Annotated in this window: 19 protein-coding genes and 1 riboswitch; of the genes, 4 read left to right on the top strand and 15 right to left on the bottom strand. The window is 42.3% G+C overall.

Annotation, left to right across the window (positions count from 1 at the left end):
* Positions 1-25 precede the first annotated feature (25 nt).
* The 6 genes from DXA60_RS05115 to DXA60_RS05090 form a co-directional block, all read right to left on the bottom strand.
* Positions 26-901: a methionyl aminopeptidase gene (locus DXA60_RS05115; RefSeq protein WP_117920089.1), complete on the bottom strand. Its 876-nt coding sequence runs from the start codon at positions 899-901 to the stop codon at positions 26-28.
* On the bottom strand, positions 892-1,329 hold the full coding sequence (locus DXA60_RS05110) for a GatB/YqeY domain-containing protein (protein ID WP_006856410.1): 438 nt from the start codon (positions 1,327-1,329) through the stop codon (positions 892-894). Before DXA60_RS05110 ends, DXA60_RS05115 begins: the two co-directional genes overlap by 10 nt.
* A 106-nt stretch (positions 1,330-1,435) precedes the next feature.
* On the bottom strand, positions 1,436-2,761 hold the full coding sequence (locus DXA60_RS05105; RefSeq protein ID WP_117920087.1) for a C40 family peptidase: 1,326 nt from the start codon (positions 2,759-2,761) through the stop codon (positions 1,436-1,438).
* 134 nt (positions 2,762-2,895) lie between these two features.
* Positions 2,896-4,455, bottom strand: a complete 1,560-nt coding sequence (locus DXA60_RS05100; protein ID WP_243006763.1) for a DUF3794 and LysM peptidoglycan-binding domain-containing protein — start codon at positions 4,453-4,455, stop codon at positions 2,896-2,898.
* A 64-nt stretch (positions 4,456-4,519) separates the two neighbouring features.
* Positions 4,520-4,762 carry a Veg family protein gene (locus DXA60_RS05095; protein ID WP_117920124.1) on the bottom strand — a complete coding sequence of 81 codons (243 nt, stop codon included), beginning with the start codon at positions 4,760-4,762 and terminating at the stop codon, positions 4,520-4,522.
* Between the two features lie 144 nt (positions 4,763-4,906).
* Positions 4,907-5,323, bottom strand: a complete 417-nt coding sequence (locus DXA60_RS05090; RefSeq protein WP_117920083.1) for a protease complex subunit PrcB family protein — start codon at positions 5,321-5,323, stop codon at positions 4,907-4,909.
* Positions 5,324-5,471: 148 nt separating this feature from the next.
* Here DXA60_RS05090 and DXA60_RS05085 point away from each other — a divergent pair, with 148 nt between their 5' ends.
* Positions 5,472-6,206 carry a lysophospholipid acyltransferase family protein gene (locus DXA60_RS05085; protein WP_117920081.1) on the top strand — a complete coding sequence of 245 codons (735 nt, stop codon included), beginning with the start codon at positions 5,472-5,474 and terminating at the stop codon, positions 6,204-6,206.
* Positions 6,207-6,335: 129 nt separating this feature from the next.
* On the opposite strand, the gene DXA60_RS05080 is transcribed toward DXA60_RS05085, so the two are convergent.
* The 3 genes from DXA60_RS05080 to DXA60_RS05070 form a co-directional block, all read right to left on the bottom strand.
* Positions 6,336-7,748, bottom strand: coding sequence for a UDP-N-acetylmuramoyl-tripeptide--D-alanyl-D-alanine ligase (locus tag DXA60_RS05080; protein ID WP_117920079.1), 1,413 nt, complete (start codon positions 7,746-7,748; stop codon positions 6,336-6,338).
* Between the two features lie 21 nt (positions 7,749-7,769).
* Entirely contained in the window at positions 7,770-8,825 is a 1,056-nt protein-coding gene (locus DXA60_RS05075; protein ID WP_117920077.1) for a D-alanine--D-alanine ligase family protein, read from the bottom strand.
* 188 nt (positions 8,826-9,013) lie between these two features.
* Positions 9,014-9,310, bottom strand: a complete 297-nt coding sequence (locus DXA60_RS05070; RefSeq protein ID WP_117920075.1) for a hypothetical protein — start codon at positions 9,308-9,310, stop codon at positions 9,014-9,016.
* Between the two features lie 183 nt (positions 9,311-9,493).
* Here DXA60_RS05070 and DXA60_RS05065 point away from each other — a divergent pair, with 183 nt between their 5' ends.
* Complete coding sequence (locus tag DXA60_RS05065) at positions 9,494-10,345, top strand: DegV family protein (protein ID WP_117920073.1); 852 nt, start codon at positions 9,494-9,496, stop codon at positions 10,343-10,345.
* A gap of 141 nt (positions 10,346-10,486) precedes the next feature.
* Here the strand turns inward: DXA60_RS05065 and hpf are convergent, their stop codons facing one another.
* The 4 genes from hpf to DXA60_RS05045 all read right to left on the bottom strand — a co-directional run bounded on the left by hpf (position 10,487) and on the right by DXA60_RS05045 (position 15,468).
* Entirely contained in the window at positions 10,487-11,017 is a 531-nt protein-coding gene (gene hpf, locus DXA60_RS05060) for a ribosome hibernation-promoting factor, HPF/YfiA family (RefSeq protein WP_117920071.1), read from the bottom strand.
* Between the two features lie 151 nt (positions 11,018-11,168).
* A complete protein-coding gene (gene pflA / locus DXA60_RS05055; protein WP_117920069.1) occupies positions 11,169-11,918 on the bottom strand; it encodes a pyruvate formate-lyase-activating protein in 750 nt (249 codons plus the stop codon).
* 16 nt (positions 11,919-11,934) lie between these two features.
* A complete protein-coding gene (pflB, locus tag DXA60_RS05050; protein ID WP_117920067.1) occupies positions 11,935-14,163 on the bottom strand; it encodes a formate C-acetyltransferase in 2,229 nt (742 codons plus the stop codon).
* A gap of 252 nt (positions 14,164-14,415) precedes the next feature.
* Positions 14,416-14,496, bottom strand: a riboswitch (ZMP/ZTP riboswitch).
* Between the two features lie 54 nt (positions 14,497-14,550).
* The gene (locus DXA60_RS05045) at positions 14,551-15,468 is read right to left on the bottom strand and encodes a sensor domain-containing diguanylate cyclase (protein ID WP_117920065.1); all 918 of its coding nucleotides are present in this window, start codon (positions 15,466-15,468) and stop codon (positions 14,551-14,553) included.
* A gap of 167 nt (positions 15,469-15,635) precedes the next feature.
* Here DXA60_RS05045 and DXA60_RS05040 point away from each other — a divergent pair, with 167 nt between their 5' ends.
* The gene (locus tag DXA60_RS05040; RefSeq protein ID WP_199536186.1) at positions 15,636-16,082 is read left to right on the top strand and encodes a YfcE family phosphodiesterase; all 447 of its coding nucleotides are present in this window, start codon (positions 15,636-15,638) and stop codon (positions 16,080-16,082) included.
* Positions 16,083-16,113: 31 nt separating this feature from the next.
* The gene (locus DXA60_RS05035; RefSeq protein ID WP_117920063.1) at positions 16,114-17,040 is read left to right on the top strand and encodes an ArsR/SmtB family transcription factor; all 927 of its coding nucleotides are present in this window, start codon (positions 16,114-16,116) and stop codon (positions 17,038-17,040) included.
* Between the two features lie 48 nt (positions 17,041-17,088).
* On the opposite strand, the gene DXA60_RS05030 is transcribed toward DXA60_RS05035, so the two are convergent.
* Positions 17,089-17,331, bottom strand: a complete 243-nt coding sequence (locus DXA60_RS05030; protein ID WP_117920062.1) for a DUF6171 family protein — start codon at positions 17,329-17,331, stop codon at positions 17,089-17,091.
* A gap of 85 nt (positions 17,332-17,416) precedes the next feature.
* Positions 17,417-18,922 (bottom strand): alpha-N-arabinofuranosidase, encoded by a 1,506-nt coding sequence (locus tag DXA60_RS05025; protein WP_117920060.1) that lies wholly within the window; start codon positions 18,920-18,922, stop codon positions 17,417-17,419.
* Between the last annotated feature and the right edge of the window lie 12 nt (positions 18,923-18,934).

The raw sequence follows: 18,934 nt of genomic DNA, 5'->3' as shown, positions 1-18,934 counted from the left end.
ATACTCTGTTTCTGTCAGACAAATTTTACCAGCAGAGCACCTCATGACCGTCTTCCGTCACCAGTACCATGATCTCCCACTGTGCAGACGGAAGTCCGTCCTCGGTATAAACTTCCCAGTCGTTCTTATCATCTACATAGATGTCTACTTTGCCCATATTGACCATCGGTTCGATCGTAAAGATCATACCTGGAACTAAGAGCATTTCCTGTCCACGTTTTGTGTTGTAGCCAACCCATGGTTCTTCATGAAACTCAAGTCCGACTCCATGTCCACCGATCTCACGCACAACTGTATAGCCGTTTGCAAATGCATGGTCATGCACAGCCTGCCCCATATCGCCTAAAAATCCCCATGGTTTTACTTCTTTTAATCCAAGTTCCACGCACTCTTTTGTGACTTCCACAAGACGCTTCTTCTCCGGGCTTACATCCCCGATGCAGAACATTCTTGAAGAATCTGAAAAATATCCGTTTAAAATCGTAGATACATCTACATTGATGATATCCCCGGACTTTAAAATCACATCTTTAGACGGAAAACCATGACATACCTGATCATTTACAGAAGTACATACACTGTACGGATATCCCTCATAATTAAGCGGTGCCGGAATACCACCCATTTCTGTTGTCATATCATAAACGATCTTGTCAATCTCTGCTGTATTCATACCCTCATGGATATGCTTCTCAATATAATCCAGCACTGCTATATTGATCTTGCAGCTCTCTTTAATTCCTGCGATCTGATCAGCATTCTTAATAAGGTCATGTGTCGGGACAATATGTCCCTGTGAAGCGATCAGGGCGATACGCTCATCAAATGCCTGATGGCATGCTTTGTATTTTTTCCCGCTTCCGCACCAGCACGGATCATTTCTCCCAATTTTTACTGACATAATTTCTGCACCACCTGATTGATCACACTTCCGTCAGCCTTTCCTTTTAACTCCGGCATAACAGCTTTCATGATCTGTCCTTTATTTTTACTTGCTGCCACATCAGCAAACTTCTCTGTAATATATGCCTCTACCTCTTCTGCTGACATCATCTGTGGTGCATATTCTGCAAAAATATCATATCTTGTCTGGTATTCTGCCAGAAGATCTTCCCTGCTTGCAGGACAGGTGTCAATCTGCTCTTTTACAGATTTCATCTCCTTTAAGATCACTCTGTTTACCAGTTCCTCTTTAATATCATCTCTGCATCCCTCGTCGATCGCAGCTTTCTTCGCTGCGGAAACAAGTGTGGAAATTGCATCCTTACGTACTTTATCTCTCGCCTTCATGGCAGCTATCATATCTTTTTGTAATGTTTCAAACTGCATAATACTCCTACCTTCCTGATTCTAATAATCTTTATTGATTATAGCATAATTTCCATATAATTCATAATTTTTTTCAATATCTATTGCTGCTTTTTTATCATCAAAGTTACAACACACGCCGCACCGTTGTGATCGTACGGTAGGTTGCATTTCCATAACAGATACCACTCGACGGTGTCGATGCATGGACGATCCTGCCGCCACCCATATAGATTGCCACATGTCCGGGATAACAGATAATATCCCCCGGCTGTGCATTCTCATAGCTGACTGCCTGTCCGCTCGACTGGAGTGCATAGGAACTTCTTGGAAGTGAAACACCAAAATGGCTGTATACAAGAGACACAAAACCGGAGCAGTCCGTTCCATCCGTCAGACTGTTTCCACCAAACACATATGGATTTCCCACAAAATTAGTCGCATAAGATACCACACTGCTGCCACTCACACCGGTAGAATAGGACGGATTTAAAGCATTATTCGTCAATCCTGTTGAACTGCTGTTAGAGGAACCACTGTCAGAACTGCTCCCCGAAGAACTGTTTCCTGAATCTGTTGTGGATGTACTGCCTCCTGTACTGTCTGTTGATGTTCCACCATCCGTAGATGCAGTCTGGGATGTATTATTCTTTTTGCTTTTCTTTGCCTTTGCTTCTGCTTCTTTTCTGGCTTTTTCCTGACGTGCCTGTTCCTGTACGATCACTTCATTCTGTTTACGGATTGTGGAAGCATACTGACTCGCCAGAGTCTTTGCATTTGAAAGCTGTGAATCAAAATCTGCGATCTGTGCTTTCTTTTCATTGATCACCTGATTTAAAGATGCTTCCTGCTGCTCATAACTTTGTTTCAGCTCCTCCATATCTGCCAGTTCCTGCTCTAACTGTGACTCTAAATCTGCCACCTGCTGTACCGTCTCCTGATATGCCACCAAAAGCTCCCTGTCATAGCTGTATACCTCTGAGACATATTCCACACGGTTTAAAAGATCCGATATATCTTCTGACTTCACAATGGCATCTAAAAATGTATCATCACCATTTTCATACATGTACTGGATTCTCTGCTTCATATCCGCATACTGCTTCTGTTCCTTTTCCTGTGCCGCTGCAAGGTCTGTCTTTGCCTGATCGATCTCGCCTTCCTTGTTGTCAATATCTGTCTTTAAAAGTTCCATATCTGTCAGAAGTGACATCAACTGCTCATCATATGCTGCCATCTGACTTTTCACTTTACTCTGCTCACTCTGTATATTGTTAATCTGCTGGTTAATGTTATCTAAATTCTGCTGTGCCTCATTTTTTTTCTTCTGCGCATCTTTGATCACAGATGCATCTGCAGAGTAAAAACACGCAAATCCGATCACACCTGCCATAACCACAGCGATCATTCTTTTTCTCTTTTTTGTATATTTTAATGCCTTTTCCCACTTCATCAAGCATTTCTCCTTCTGTTACCTGCAAAAATAAGCACGGCAGACTGCGACTGGCAGAAACCGTACTTATTTATTCTATCACACTTTATTATATGTTTGTTAGGATTTCCACAAATTCACAAATACTTAATATTTTACCCGACCTGTTTCACGATCAAAATCTTTTCACCTGCGGAAAGTGTTTCACTTTTTCTATGGTTTGTCTCCATGATATTTTGTATGGTCGTATGATTTTCTTTCGCGATCGTCCACAGGTCATCTCCCTCCCTGGCGATATACCCCACCAGTCCCGGCCGGTTTCTGAGCATCTCAAGATCCGGTTGTGACTCTGTGGCATCTTCGATATTTGGTATGATCTCCGAAACAAAGGCGAGCAGATCAAGCCGTACTGCTGCACGGATCTCAACATGCTCCTGATCCAGCATAACTGCAGAAAGCTGTTCTAATGAAGCATCCAGCTCCACCTTTGCCTGCGTTGACATTTCCGGGATTTCCACAAGCTGTGAAAATGGATAAATTTCCTGCATCGCTCCAACCGGCATATGATCATCCGGAGTAATATATAAAATATGAACCTCGATCGTTCCTTCCGCAAGAACACCTTCCGGCGTTATTTCCTGTCGTTCTAAAAGTACTTTTCCCTCACAGGAACAGATCTGAAGGACTTTTTCTTTGTCCTCTTTTAATTCCATCTGCTCAGTCATCCTGCACTTTGCGGCATTTTTAACAAGAAGTCTCTCCAGCGGACACTCCTTCCAGACAGGCTTTACATCTTTCTGCAATGAGTACAGATCTGTTAAAAGCCTTATCTTTTCTTCCTTCCAGATACGGATATGCATATCTAATGCCAGTTCCATGACAAGGATTCTCTCCTCCCCATCATAATCCGGTTTGACTTCCAGCTCCATCGTCACAGGTATCATCTTTACCTGCCAGATACAGTCATTCTCCATGACACCGCACTCTGCCTGTGCATCCAGCGGAACTGTTGTCTCATACCAGGATAAATGTTCTCCTTCCTCCTCATCATTGTATAATATGGAAACCAGTATTTCCCCGGAAAATCTGATATTGCCTTCCGTAAGCCTGCTTTCAACATTGCGTAGCTGCATACTCTGCCAGAGTATTTCACGGATATTCGGTTTACTTGATGGCAGAACCGCCTCACTTTTCTGTCTGCAGATATCACGCCGCACCACGAGCAGTTTTAACGCTTCCTTTTCTACAATATTCTGTTCATAGTCACTGCCATCTGAAAGTTCACATGTCAACTCCTCATCCACTTCTGTATCTGCAGATGCCGTCAGGACAATTACCGCACGGATATTTAGTTTTCTGGAGTTGATCACACCAACTGTAAGATCTTCTATATCCCCCACAGCATGAACTGCATCATATTCACTCAGTCCATCCATATTGAGCCGTTCCTGAAATGGGATTTCACCACGCAGGCAGCTTATTTTACCTTCCTGTTTATCACTCCGGTAAAGTACTTTAAAAATAAGGCTTCCCTTGATCCATGCAGCCCCCTCCATCGCCTTTACCTCATCAAAACGCAGTTCTCCATGTTCTTTTATTACTTTTACAATATCCTGTCTGTAGTCCGGCACATTATAGTCATCATCCAATGTGATCTGTGTAACTGCAGATCCTCTTTTTTCACTTCTATGTAGTTTTATTTTCTGAAATTCCAAAAAAAGTCCCCCATTCCGAATCTTTGTAACCATCTTATTCGGACATGGGGGATTTTATACCTGTTTAGCACAATTTCATGCGTATATCTCTTGTAACAATATCAGAATAACTGAATGATAATAACTGAGGTGGATTTTCTTCACGCTCATCATTTACCAGGATCGTGAATACGCTTGGGTAAGCATTCTGGATGACGCCTTCCTGGATGTCAACTTTATTGCGTCCTCGGTCAAGCTGAATCATTACTTTTTTCCCGCACTGCTGATGCACGGATGCCCGAACTTTTCTGATGTCTGCCTGTTGCATGTGTTCTACCTCCTTAATCCGGTATTCTGCAATCATACACATTTGTAATAATATCTCTACCGGACTCCTTTTCTGCTTTAGAATAGCACTGTGCTAAATTTTTGTCAAACATAATTAAATTATTTAAAAAAATTTTAAGAATATTTACTCAAAAATGATACTTTTGTCCTGGTTTTTTACCTGAATTACAATATAAGGAAAACTTGGGCTTGCGTTTGTAACTTCGCCCTTTCTTGGCCCGATGAGTTCTGTATCAAATACCACTGCGTTTGTGGTCAGATAACAGTCTTTCACACAGATACTGTATCCTCCTGTCGCCTGTTCTCCATATCCACGTACAATATACAGATCATCCTCCATCTCATAAGTGAGTTTAAAATCCGCTGCTTTCTTTTCTTCGATCATTGATCTTAACTCTTCCGGTGTCTCAGATTCCTCAACGATCGTATATGTAAGATCACTTACCTTCGTTTCATTTGTCTGCTCGATACTGCATCCGCTGATCACTCCCGCCATCAGCAGACCCACCCCACATATTCTTACCAGATACTTTTGAAACATGCTTTCTTACACCCGCCCCTAGTTTACGCTTCTATCTTAATATATGGCTTCTTACCTTTAAATATGTCTTTTTTAGTTGTTTTTCCCCTGGATACCTTATATAATGTGGATATATAAAACTTGGGGATTTCCCCGGAAAGGACGCACTATGTTACGCGCAATACTTGCATTGCTTTTTGCCATACTCTATCTGATCATTGGTATTCCGGTGCTTTTTGTCGAGTGGATCATCGGGAAATTTAACCGTCAGGCTGCCGATATCAGCCAGCTTCGCATGGTACAGTGGGCATTTCGTGTCATTCTCTTTATCTGTGGCACAAAACTAACCATCATCGGGGAGGAAAATGTTCCAAAAGACCAGCCGGTTCTTTACATCGGCAATCACAGAAGTTATTTCGATATCATCATCACTTACTCACGCTGTCCGCGTCTGACCGGTTATGTCGCAAAGGATTCCATGAAAAAAGTTCCTCTTTTATCTACCTGGATGACACGGCTGCACTGTCTGTTCATCAACCGTTCTGATGTCAAGGAAGCATTAAAGACGATCCTTGCAGGAATCGATAATATCAAAAATGGGATTTCCATGTGTATTTTCCCTGAAGGAACACGTAACAAGACGGATGATCTGATGCTCCCATTCAAAGAAGGAAGTTTTAAAATGGCAGAAAAAACCGGATGTCTGATTGTACCTATGGCGATCTCCGGTTCCGCCGATATTTTAGAAGCACATTTTCCAAAAGTAAAACCGGTACATGTCATTGTAGAATATGGCAGACCGATCGATCCGAAGTCTTTAGACAAAGACACACGTAAAAAGATCGGTGCACACTGTCAGGGTGTGATCGCCGGAATGCTTGAGAAAAATGATCCACAGATTTGAATTATCTGCCACATGTTTCGTATATATTCGATTGTTCTGGATATGCAGAAAAATCCCCGAACCACCATCGTGATCCGGGGATTTTTATTTTTCATAAACGATTATAAATTCGCATTTTCCCACAGTTACTTACTTTGTAAGCTGTCCTACGACCTCCGGGAATCCCATAAAATGAGATGCCTTTACTAATACAGTGTCACCACTCTTCACATAAGGCAGCAATTCTGCTGTGAGTTCATCTTTTGATTTAAAATAATGAACCTCCGTCTGTGGACTGCATTTTTTTACCGCCTGTGCCAGATTCTCTGACAATACGCCCGCTGCAAACAGGACATCGATTCCTTTTCCTTTAAAATACTCTCCGACCATTGCATGCAATTCTTTCTCATTCTCACCAAGTTCTCCCATATCACCAAGCACTGCAATCTTTCTGTCTGGTGCCGCTGCAAGCACGTCAATGGACGCTTTCATAGAAACAGGATTGGCATTGTAACAATCGTCGATGATCGTCATTCCCTCCTTATGGATCAGATTGCTTCTTCCTCCGATTGTTTTGACCGACTCGATCCCACGTTTCATTTCATCCACACTAAGACCGAGCTTTCTTGCAACACAGACTGCCGCTAACGCATTGTATACATTATGCTCTCCTGCGATTGGAATCATCACTGCAAAATTCTCTTCCCCAATATGTATCACCGCTTTTGTTCCGTCTAACCCCACCGGCTCTACATCCGTTGCATATACTTCTTTCTCTGCAAGATATTTTTCGCCCTGCTCTGTCTTTGCAAGTTTTGCTTCTTTTCCGATACCGTAAAATACTGTCTTATTTCCGTTTACTGTCTTTTTCTCACAGAGTTTATCATCGTCCCCATTTAACACAGCAATTCCTTCCGGTGTCAGATGTTCAAAACTCTCTGTTTTTGCCTTTAATATTCCATCTCTGGTCAGAAGATTCTCCAGATGGCACAATCCGATATTAGTGATCACACAGATATCCGGATACGCCATTTCCGCAAGGCGGTGCATCTCTCCAAATTCTGAGATTCCCATCTCAAGCACTGCAACTTCATGCTGTTCCCTGATCTTAAAGATCGTAAGCGGAAGACCGATCTCATTATTGAAGTTTCCCTCTGTCTTTAACACATTATATTTCTGGGAAAGAACCGATGCGATCATCTCTTTTGTGCTTGTTTTTCCAACACTTCCGGTAATGCCGACAACTTTGATATCGAGAGTTCTCCTGTAATATGCCGCAAGTTTTTTCATCGCACCAAGCGTTGATTCTACTCTGATATACGGGCCTGCCGGATCAGAAAGCTCCTGCTCGGATAATACGGCAAGTGCTCCTTTTTCAAATACCTGCGGTATAAACCGGTGACCGTCCACCTTTTCTCCTTTTACCGCAATAAAAAGATATCCCGGCTCTACCTGTCTGCTGTCTATCACAGCTCCGGTAATTTCTTTTGTTTTGTCTGTCTCACTGCCATAATATACTCCGTCGCACACTTCTGTAATGCGTTCCAGCGTCATATTTTTCATGATAATCTCCATTCCTGATTTTTATTTTTCGTATTTACTCATGGAAATCTGAATCAGCTTCTCACACAATTCGTTAAAGTTCACACCGACAACCTGTGCTTCCTGTGGCAGAAGACTTGTAGGTGTCATTCCCGGTAAAGTATTTGCCTCTAAACAATAAATGTTTTCGTTCTCATCTAACAGGAAATCTGTACGTGAATAGGTGTCAAGTCCAAGCACCTGTGCTACCTGTTCTGCATAATGCTGCATTTTCTCTGTGACAGCTTCAGAAAGTTCCGCCGGACAGGTCTCAACTGCACTGCCTGCTTTGTATTTATTCTTGTAATCATAGAATCCCTGCACCGGAGCGATCTCAATGATCGGAAGTGCCTTTCCCTCGATCACACCGACAGAAAACTCACGTCCCTTCACATATTCTTCCACGATCAGATTTTCTTCCCAGCGGAAAGCTTCATCTAAAGCGGCTTTATATTCATCCGCATTATGTGCGATAGAAACACCGATACTCGAACCACCACAGCACGGTTTTACCACACATGGGAAACTGATGCCAAGTTTTGCGATATCATCGCTGCGGTCAGCCTTTTTCATGGACGCACCCTTTGGAGCCGGTATGCCAGCAGATAAAAACAGTTTTTTCGACATTTCTTTATCCATGGCAAGCGCACTGCTCAAATAACCGCTGCCTGTATAACGAATCCCAAACAGATCAAATGCAGCCTGAATCTTACCATTTTCCCCATTTTCTCCATGCAGTGCCATAAATACGATATCTGACATCTGACACAATTCGATCACATTCGGTCCAAAGAAATTATCTGACTGATCTTTTCTGGATGCTTTTACCTTTGCAAGATCCGGTGCGATTTCCGGTATTCCGGACACTTTTACGCTCACTTCTTCACTTCGGTCAAAAATACCTGTCAGATCTTCTTTTTTATCACTGTATCCCATAAATACATCAAGTAAGATCACCTGATGTCCATTCTCTCTCAATGCCTTTGCCACCATATCTCCGGTTTTAAAGGAAACATCTCTTTCTGTACTTAAACCACCTGCTAAAACAACAATCTTCATGGTATACTCTCCTTACTCATAAAAACATTTCTGCTTTATAGTATACCTTTTTTCTTTATGTGGCAAGGAATTTGCACATTCCTTTGTACTTTTTATGCCTGCATGACATCCTTTCTTAATTTATTTTCTGCCGTTAGGCAATGTCTCCTGGCAGTGCCTCCCGACAGGCGAACACCATTTTCTTTATTTTACTCCCCGTTTTCCCGCATTACCTGCAGCAGCCACAAAAATATCTGTCTGCCAAGCAGATCCTGTCTACCGATCATACTTCCATACCGGTATATTTTTGCAACTACATCTTCGCAACGTTCTTTTTCCCCCGTCAGCAATATTTCACAGAGCAATCCATATCGCTCTCTGTTCCCAGTGCACTGCCTGTCGATTTCTTTCCATAGTTCCGGATACCTTCTTGCCAGATCCACCAGCATCTCCACCCCGTTGTACATTTCTTCCGCTTTTTTCTGCTTTATTATATAATTTTCCACTCTTACTCTACTGTCATGCAGGCACTTATACTACATAAGTATCTTATGTCTGTCGAATTTTGTCAACTACATTTGATTTTTCATTTCAGATATTTTGATTACCAAAATATCTTGACAATCTTCTGCGTATCCTATATATTTGTTTTTGTTTGATAGTCAAACTATTTTGTCGGAGGATTAAAAATGAGTGTACGAATTATTGTTGATTCCGCATCTGATCTCACAAAAGAACGGGCAGATGCATTAAATCTTGATTATATGCCTTTAAAAACCATCTTTGGTGAAACGGAATATTTAGACGGTGTTACCATTTCCCATAAAGAATTTTATGAAAAACTGATCGAATGTGGAACGATCCCGACGACCAGCCAGATATCGCCTCATGACTTTGAAGCTAAATTCAAAGAAGTAAAAGATGCCGGCGACACCGCTGTTGTGATCTGCCTGTCCTCCCTTTTATCCGGTACATATCAGAGTGCCCACATTGCACTCGATGGTTACGAGGACTGCATCACATTAGTGGACAGCTTAAATGTATGCCTCGGCGAACAGATTCTCGTACTTTATGCCGTAAGACTGCGCGACCAGGGACTTTCCGCAAAAGAAATTGCCGAAAAACTTGAAGAAAAGAAGAAGGATGTCTGCGTCTTAGCCGTATTTGATACCCTCGAATATTTAAAACAGGGTGGACGTATCTCAAAGACTGCTGCATGGGCTGGAAATATCCTGTCCATCAAGCCTGTTATTGCTATCGAAAAAGGTGAAGTTGTGATCTTAGGAAAAGCAAGGGGATCTAAAAACGGTAATAATATCCTCATCCAGGAAGTGAAAAATAAAAACGGCATTGATTTTTCCATGCCGTATATGCTGGGATACAGTGGACTCGACGATTCACTGCTTCAGAAATATATTGCAGACAGCGCAGATCTCTGGGCCAGTCAGACAAAGGAGCTGCCGGTCAGCACAATCGGTAGTACAATCGGGACACACGCCGGTCCGGGAGCGATCTGTGTATCGTTCTTTCATAATGCTTAATACAGAATGTAGGAACGAAAGGTATATTTCAATTTATTGACCGTCAAATTGCACAAAATCACAGTACAACAAAAACCACCCTGCGGCATTCTCCTGCCACAGGGTGGTTTTATTCACAGCACAATTCTGCAATGATCCATTTTAATATTCCGGTTCGATCAATCCGTATGTGTTGCCTTTTCTCTTGTATACAACGTTGACATCTTCTGTCTCCGCATTGATAAATACGAAGAAATCATGTCCTAATAACTCCATCTGTACACATGCATCTTCCGGATACATCGGCTTCATATCGAACTTCTTAGAACGGATGATCTTGATCTCCTCGTCATCATCAGATGCTGCATCCAGAAAATCCTGTTTGAAAACGGACGCTGCGCTCTGCTGTTTCGTAACCAGCTTCGTTCTATATTTCTTTAACTGACGTTCAATAACCTCTTCTACCAGATCGATCGATACATACATATCGTTGCTTACCTGTTCAGAACGAATATAGTTTCCTTTCATCGGAATCGTAACTTCCACCTTCTGGCGTTCCTTCTCCACGCTCAGCGTTACATAGACATCTGTGTCCGGTGTGAAGTACTTCTCTAATTTGTTTAACTTGTCCTCCACTGCCTCTTTGATACCATCGGTCAATTCAATGTTTCTTCCTGTAATCTTGATTCTCATGATGTCCAACCCCTTTGCCGTTTATTTGATACAGATTTATATCATGGTTTTATTATAGCACTTTCCACAAATATTTCAATACAATATATCATTTTTTATATATTTTTCAGAATATTTATATTTTCCTGTAATATTCTTGTAAAAATGTGTGCTATTTCATTGCATCCTTTATAATCTGTTCCGCCTGCTTCGCTTCCTCTTTGGTAAGCTGCGGTGTATCCTTGAGAACATAGTCCATGCCAAGATTATCGTATTTAACCTTTCCAAGCGCATGATACGGCAGTACTTCGAGTTTTTCCACATTTGAAAGTGTCTTTAAAAATTGTCCGAGTTCCGTCAATTCTTCCTTTTCAAATGTGATGCCGGGGACAACAACATGACGTATCCATACCGGCTTTTTCTTCTGATCCAGATATCTTGCAAACGCTAAAATATTCTGATTGGAATGTCCGGTCAGTTTACGGTGATCCTCGTCACGGATATGCTTGATATCAAGCATTACAAGGTCTGTAACATTAAGCAGTCTGTCTATTTTTTCAAGTGTGATCCCTGATGCAGAGTTTTCATCCTCTGGAAATCCCGGAAACATAATACCTGATGTATCTAAACAGGTATGGATCCCGTGTGCCTTTGCTTTTTCAAACAGTTCGGTCAGAAAATCGATCTGAAGCATCGGCTCCCCACCAGTGGCAGTGATCCCGCCAGTCCGGTAAAAAGAGGCATTACGCAGGAAGCGGTCGATGATCTCATCCGCCTCCATCTGTTTTCCATCCGTAAGCACCCAGGTATCCGGATTGTGACAATACTGGCAGCGCATCGGACAGCCTTCAAAAAATACAACAAATCGTACCCCCGGACCGTCCACGGTGCCAAATGATTCCAGAGAATGAATATAACCCATTGTAATCTCCTTTATTTTACATCAATTCGTGGAAAGTTCTTGCAATTACCTCATCCTGCTGCTCTTTGGTCAGTTTGATGAAGTTTACTGCATAACCTGATACACGGATCGTAAGCTGCGGATATTCCTCCGGATGCTTCTGTGCATCAAGTAATGTTTCCTTATTTAATACATTTACATTTAAATGGTGGCCGCCTTTTTCTGCATAACCGTCAAGCAGTGCAACAAGGTTTGTCTGTGCACTTTCTTCTGTCTTTCCAAGTGCATCCGGCACAATGGTAAAGGTATTGGAAATACCATCCTGCGCATCCATAAACGGCATTTTTGCAACAGATGCCAGAGAAGCAACTGCACCATTTTTATCACGTCCATGCATTGGGTTTGCGCCCGGAGCAAAAGCAACACCTTTCTTTCTTCCATCCGGAGTTGCACCTGTATTTTTACCATAAGATACATTTGATGTAATGGTAAGAATGGACGTCGTTGCAATACCTCCGCGATAGGTGTGATTTCCTTTTACATATTTAATGAATGTATGCAGAACTTCTTTTGCGATCTCATCCACGCGGTCATCATCATTACCGTATTTCGGGAAGTCTCCCTCAACCTCAAAGTCTACGGTAATTCCGTTCTCATCACGGATCGGTTTTACTTTCGCATATTTAATGGCAGATAAAGAATCTGCTACTACGGAAAATCCTGCAATACCGGTTGCGAACCAGCGTCTTACCTGTTTGTCATGCAGTGCCATCTGCAGTTTCTCGTAGCAGTATTTGTCGTGCATATAATGAATGATGTTTAATGCATTGACATAGACGCCTGCAAGCCATTTCATCATGTCTTTGTATTTCTCCCATACCTCGTCATAATCAAGGTATTCAGATGTGATCGGGCGGTATTTAGGTCCTACCTGTTTGCCGCTTATCTCATCCACACCACCGTTGATGGCATAGAGTAAACATTTTGCAAGGTTTGCACGTGCTCCGAAGAACTGCATCTCTTTTCCGATCCTCATGGAAGATACACAGCATGCAATGCCGTAGTCATCGCCATGAACCACACGCATGATGTCATCATTTTCGTACTGGATCGCAGAATGTTTGATTGAGATCTCTGCACAGAACTTTTTAAAGTTCTCCGGAAGTTTTACAGACCATAAAACTGTCATATTAGGCTCCGGTGCTGCTCCGATGTTGTTTAAAGTATTTAAATAGCGGTAAGACATTTTTGTTACCATATGTCTTCCATCTACACCGATTCCGGCGATAGACTCTGTTACCCATGTCGGATCTCCGGCAAAAATAGTGTTGTACTCCGGCGTACGGGCAAATTTTACACAGCGCAGTTTCATTACGAACTGATCGATGATCTCCTGAATCTCTTTCTCAGTGAAAGTTCCTTCACGAAGATCACGCTCTGCATAGATATCTAAGAATGTAGAAGTACGTCCAAGGCTCATTGCCGCACCATTCTGCTCTTTGACTGCTGCAAGGTATGCAAAATAAACAGCCTGTGTTGCCTCAAGAACATTTGTTGCCGGCTTTGAAATGTCACATCCGTAAATCTTTGCTAATTCTTTTAACATTTTAAGAGCTCTGATCTGCTCGGATAATTCCTCGCGCTCACGGATAACGTCAGAATACATAATCGTACGTGTGGATTCTAACTGTTCTTCCTTGTCTGCGATCAGACGATCCACACCATAAAGAGCCGGTCTTCTGTAATCGCCAATGATACGTCCGCGTCCGTATGCATCCGGAAGACCGGTAATGATATGTGCAGAACGGCAGGCTCTCATCTCCGGTGTATACGCATCAAATACGCCTGCATTGTATGTCTTTCTGTGTGTTGTAAAATATTCTACCACTTCCGGGTCTACTTTATACCCATTATCTTCACATGCCTTGATCGCCATACGGATACCGCCGTAAGGCTGCAGGGAACGCTTAAATGGTTTATCTGTCTGGAAACCTACGATTTTTTCCTTGTCTTTATCTAAGTATGCAGGTCCATGGGATGTGATCGTGGAAATGATCTTTGTGTCCATATCAAGTACGCCGCCAGCTTCTCTCTCCTGCTTTGAAAGCTCTAATACATCCTGCCAGAGTGCTGTGGTATCCTCTGTCGGTCCCTCTAAGAAAGAACTGTCGCCGTCATACGGCTTATAGTTTCTCTGAATGAAGTCTCTGACATTTACTTCATTCTCCCATGCTCCACCATTAAAATCTCTCCATTCGTTTTGCATTATTTTTCCTCCTGTTTGCTGAAAACTATGGTTTACCTGTATAAAACGGATCTGATCCCCCAATATTTTTGTATTGCTGGAAAATATTGGTAGTTTTATCTAACTTATGTTAGATGTTTCTAACGCAGTGAATATATCATGACCACCCACTGCTTGTCAATATCCGCTTCTCTTCCGGAACTGTTCTTTTTTTCATACAAAAGGGTTCTGATAAAAGAATATCTTAAGAATAAAAGAAACCGACAGTCCGGGTTATCTCGCCCAGACGGTCGGCATTGTAAACGTTATACTTCATGTGGTTTTTCCACTTTTCCGTCAGTCATATAACAATTAGATGTTATAATTTTTTTTTAAAATTTTCAATAGGTAAAATGTACCAAAAAATTTTTAGATCATTGTATAAATTGCTATACTGTTTTTTTCTTCATTTTTGACCTGATAGAGTGCTTCATCCGCTCTGTGATACAATTCACGGAAACTCCTTCCATCCGCAGGACCAAATGCAATGCCAATGCTTGCTGTCGGTTCCTCTGCCATTCCGATCATTTCTTTTTGGAGGCGCAGACGGCGTAAGACTTCATCTGCCTGACTTTGTATCTGCGCACGGTCTTTTACATCCGGAATAAATACTGCAAATTCATCCCCGCCCATGCGTCCGATGCGGGCATTATTACCATAGACTTCCCTTAAAATATTTGATATCCCCATAATGATACTGTCACCAGCCCAATGTCCATACATATCATTGATCTGCTTAAAATTATCCAGATCCAGGGCGATGTATGCATAATTCTGTCCTTCTTCTACTGCCTCTAATTCTTCTTTGATACGTTCTTCCATTGTACCGCGGTTTAAAAGTCTCGTCATGGAATCTCTCGCCGCACAGTCTTTTAAATATTCTCTTTCCCGCGCGTAGCGTCTGTTTTTTTCTACCTTCTCTGTTACATCAGTGATCGTAATATAACTGACAGGCTTTAACTCCATAGATACCATAACACGAAAAGACAGCCACTTTTTATTTCCGTCCTTCGTCTCTGTCAGAGCAGTCAGCTCAAATGGCTCGCCTGTCAGGATTTCTTCATGATGATCCCGCATGACCTCTCTTAGATCAATATCCAAAAACTGGCTCCATCCGCCCTGCACTTTTTTTATATATTCCTCTCTCGTGTAACCGAGCATGTGATATGCCATCTGATTCACATAATATACCTTGCGTTCTCTTCCCTCACCGCTTACGACAAGACCAAACGGAACATTTTTCATGACTTTGTGAAAAACCTTTTCCTCCAATACTGAGCTTTCCATTCTCCCTCTCCTGTTAAAAATTTAACCAACTGATCCCCAGGACAGTATACTACATTACTTTAAAATAAAAAAGTGTTTTTATGAATATTTTTGCATTCTCCTAGACTTACATGCTTTTTTCCTATATAATTTACCTAATTATTTTTAACTTAATGGGGGCAAATTTTATGAAAATTGGCATTATTTCTGATACACACGGTATTTTCCGTGAAGAGTGGCACCGTCATTTAGACAGCTGTGATTATCTGATCCATGCAGGCGATTTCTGTACGCAGAAAAATTATGACTGTTTCCGGAACTTTGGCATTCCGCTTTATATGGTCCGCGGCAACAATGACCGCGGCGACTGGGCAAAAAATCTTCCTGAATTTTTACAGTTCCGCATTGGCGGCAAAACTTTTTTCCTGGTTCATAATCAGTTTGTCCTTCCATTTGACCTGACGGATGCTGATTTTCTTATCTTCGGACATACCCATCACTATACGTTTTATGAGCGTTTCAATAAAGTATATATCAATCCGGGCAGTGCCAGTGACGGACGCGGAGATTCCAAAAGTCTTGTAATCCTGACACTTTCAGGCAGTGATTACAGTTTAGAACGTATCATTCTGTGATTTTCACAGATTTTGAAAGGAGAGGATTTCCTTGTTACACATCACCTCGTTAAATGATGGGCTTGAACTTTTTAAGGCACTTGGTTCCGATGTAAGAATTGAAATTTTAAATATTTTGCTTGAAAACGACAATATGAGCATGAATGAGCTCGCCTCACGTCTGAATATTACAAATGGTGCTTTAACCAGCCATATTAAAAAACTTGAAAGCAGCGGACTGATCACAATTTCAAGTGAATCTGCCGGTCACGGCAACCAGAAGATCTGTTCCATTCATTTAGATAAGATCCTGATCGATTTAGAAAAGCCTGTGGATATTGAGAATGTTTATCATACAGAATTAAAAGTCGGTCATTATACGAATTATCAGATCTGTCCGACCTGTGGGCTCGCCTCCGCAGACGCCCTGATCGGTGAAGTAGATGATCCCCGGTATTTTGACCATCCGGACCGCTATAACGCTGATATTTTATGGTTTACCAGAGGATATGTTGAGTATGCCATTCCAAATTTCATCCCGGCTTCCAAAAAGATCACACAGATCACGATTTCTGCAGAACTGAGTTCCGAAGCACCCGGCATCAATAATGACTGGCCTTCCGATATCAGTTTTTATTTAAACGACATTCATATCGGCGACTGGACTTCGCCCGGCGATTTCGGTGATGTAAAAGGACTGCTGACACCGGACTGGTGGTATCCGAACTGGAACCAGTACGGTCTGTTAAAACAGCTTGTCATAAATAAAAATGGAACATATATCGACGGACTGAAAATATCTGATGTCAAAATCGATGATTTTCACCTCAACTGCCGCAGTAATATCCGCTTCCGCCTCGCTGTGGAAGACAGTGCAAAACATGTCGGCGGACTTACAATCTTTGGAAAATCCTTTGGAAATTACAGTCAGGATATCAAGGTAAGCCTTGGCTATACCCCGGTGGAAGAAATACAATAATATCATTATCATAAATTAATAAAAAATGGTAACAGTCCGTCTGAACTGTTACCATTTTTTATGTGGGCATTTTGAAACGGCTGCCGCAGCGCGCAGCTCCACATAGCAGCCGCACGCACCGCAGGTTCCCGCATTCAAAAGATCACAGGTTTTACAGACATTAAGACGTCTCTCATACTCGCTCTCTGATACCTGATCTTCTTTTTTGATCGCCTCTTTATATTTCTCTATCATTTTTGCATCTGCCTCCGCCATCTCGCGCAGCAGACACTTTTTACAGATCTGTGCCATATGTCCATCTCCGTCTGTAACTTTCGTTACTGTTCACACTTCCAGTGTAACCAGCAACTAATTTCCCGCCATTGCTGACAATTTTTTATTTTGCAAGACGCAGCTCGATCACACTGTTTGCCGGCATTGTGGCATTCACGCCGTTTTCCGTCTCCTCATAGGCAGTAAAATCTTTCTCTGTCACGGTATCCGGTGCCTCAAATGTGTTATGTGCATGCATATCGGAATCGGTCACGATCCTTGCCTCGGTCACATGATAGCCACGGTTCGCAAACTGTATCTCAACATTTTCCGGTGCTTCCACAGACAGATTGTTCATAGTAACGGTGATCACGCCATTCTCATCCATAGATACTGACTCTGTGATCTTTGGCACTCTCCATTCATCCGGTCCGATCTCTCCTGCACCGGTTAAGCTGCTCTCTAACAGGTCTGCCCCCTGATGATGACGATACATATGCATAACATGATAAGTCGGTGTTTTGATCATCTGATCGCCCTCTGTTAAAATCACAGACTGTAAAACATTGACCATCTGTGCTAATGCCGCCATTTTTACACGGTCGCTGTGCTTATTAAAGATATTTAAGGTAATGCCTGCAACAAGTGCATCACGCACCGTATTCTGCTGATATAAAAATCCCGGATTTGTTCCCGGTTCACAGGTATACCAGGTTCCCCACTCATCCACGATCATGCCGACTTTTTTATCCGGATCATACTCATCCATGATCGCACCATGGCGCTCGATCAATGTCTCCATGTACAGTGCCTTTGACAGAGTCTTGTACCATACATCTGCATCAAAATCTGTGGAACTTCCCTTGATCTCCCATCCTTCCGGATGTACATAGTAATGGAGGGAGAGTCCATCCATAAATCCATGCCACTGCTCTGCATGGTCAAATGCTGTTTTTAACACGCCTTTTGTCCAATAATAATCTGCCACATTTGCACCACAGCAGATTTTTTTGATCGGGCGGTCCGGATGATAATTGCGCACATAAGTCTGGTATCTGCGGTATTCGTTCGCATAATATTCCGGCGTCATGTTACCGCCGCATCCCCAGTTCTCATTGCCGACACCAAAGTAATCCACTTTCCACGGAGCCTCATGTCCGTTTTCTTTTCTTAAATCTGCCATCGGAGAAACGCCTTCAAAAGTCATGTATTCCACCCACTCAGACATTTCACGGACAGTTCCGCTTCCGAGGTTTCCATTGACATACGTCTTACATCCGATCTGTCTGCACAGCTCCATGTATTCATGGGTTCCGAAACTGTTAGCTTCCACGACACCACCCCAGTGCGTGTTGATCATTTTTTTACGTTTCTCTTTCGGTCCGATTCCGTCCATCCAGTGATATTCATCTGCAAAGCAGCCACCCGGCCAGCGCAGCACCGGAACTTTTAATTCTTTTAATGCCTCCACAACATCGGTTCGCATTCCATTTACATTCGGAATCTTAGAATTTTCCCCGACATAAATTCCCTCGTAAATACATCTCCCCAGATGTTCTGAAAAATGTCCATAGATCTCCGGTTCGATCCGGCTCTTTTTGTTTTCCTCATTGATGATCAGTTTTGCCATTTTCCCTCTCCT

The sequence above is a fragment of the Roseburia sp. OF03-24 genome, from assembly GCF_003463035.1.
GTDB lineage: Bacteria > Bacillota > Clostridia > Lachnospirales > Lachnospiraceae > Roseburia > Roseburia rectibacter.
Note: the sequence above shows the minus strand (reverse complement) of the source record. Positions and strands in the feature narration are given on the sequence as shown.

Excerpts from the sequence above, each read along its gene's own strand:
- DXA60_RS05090 (WP_117920083.1), bottom strand. The coding sequence starts at position 5,323 with ATGTTTCAAAAGTATCTGGTAAGAATATGTGGGGTGGGTCTGCTGATG.
- DXA60_RS05075 (WP_117920077.1), bottom strand. The coding sequence starts at position 8,825 with ATGAAGATTGTTGTTTTAGCAGGTGGTTTAAGTACAGAAAGAGATGTT.
- DXA60_RS05110 (WP_006856410.1), bottom strand. The coding sequence starts at position 1,329 with ATGCAGTTTGAAACATTACAAAAAGATATGATAGCTGCCATGAAGGCG.
- hpf (WP_117920071.1), bottom strand. The coding sequence starts at position 11,017 with ATGAGAATCAAGATTACAGGAAGAAACATTGAATTGACCGATGGTATC.
- pflB (WP_117920067.1), bottom strand. The coding sequence starts at position 14,163 with ATGCAAAACGAATGGAGAGATTTTAATGGTGGAGCATGGGAGAATGAA.
- DXA60_RS05105 (WP_117920087.1), bottom strand. The coding sequence starts at position 2,761 with ATGAAGTGGGAAAAGGCATTAAAATATACAAAAAAGAGAAAAAGAATG.
- DXA60_RS05115 (WP_117920089.1), bottom strand. The coding sequence starts at position 901 with ATGTCAGTAAAAATTGGGAGAAATGATCCGTGCTGGTGCGGAAGCGGG.
- DXA60_RS05095 (WP_117920124.1), bottom strand. The coding sequence starts at position 4,762 with ATGCAACAGGCAGACATCAGAAAAGTTCGGGCATCCGTGCATCAGCAG.
- DXA60_RS05040 (WP_199536186.1), top strand. The coding sequence starts at position 15,636 with ATGAAAATTGGCATTATTTCTGATACACACGGTATTTTCCGTGAAGAG.
- DXA60_RS05065 (WP_117920073.1), top strand. The coding sequence starts at position 9,494 with ATGAGTGTACGAATTATTGTTGATTCCGCATCTGATCTCACAAAAGAA.
- DXA60_RS05080 (WP_117920079.1), bottom strand. The coding sequence starts at position 7,748 with ATGAAAAATATGACGCTGGAACGCATTACAGAAGTGTGCGACGGAGTA.
- DXA60_RS05085 (WP_117920081.1), top strand. The coding sequence starts at position 5,472 with ATGTTACGCGCAATACTTGCATTGCTTTTTGCCATACTCTATCTGATC.
- DXA60_RS05045 (WP_117920065.1), bottom strand. The coding sequence starts at position 15,468 with ATGGAAAGCTCAGTATTGGAGGAAAAGGTTTTTCACAAAGTCATGAAA.
- DXA60_RS05025 (WP_117920060.1), bottom strand. The coding sequence starts at position 18,922 with ATGGCAAAACTGATCATCAATGAGGAAAACAAAAAGAGCCGGATCGAA.
- pflA (WP_117920069.1), bottom strand. The coding sequence starts at position 11,918 with ATGGGTTATATTCATTCTCTGGAATCATTTGGCACCGTGGACGGTCCG.
- DXA60_RS05030 (WP_117920062.1), bottom strand. The coding sequence starts at position 17,331 with ATGGCACAGATCTGTAAAAAGTGTCTGCTGCGCGAGATGGCGGAGGCA.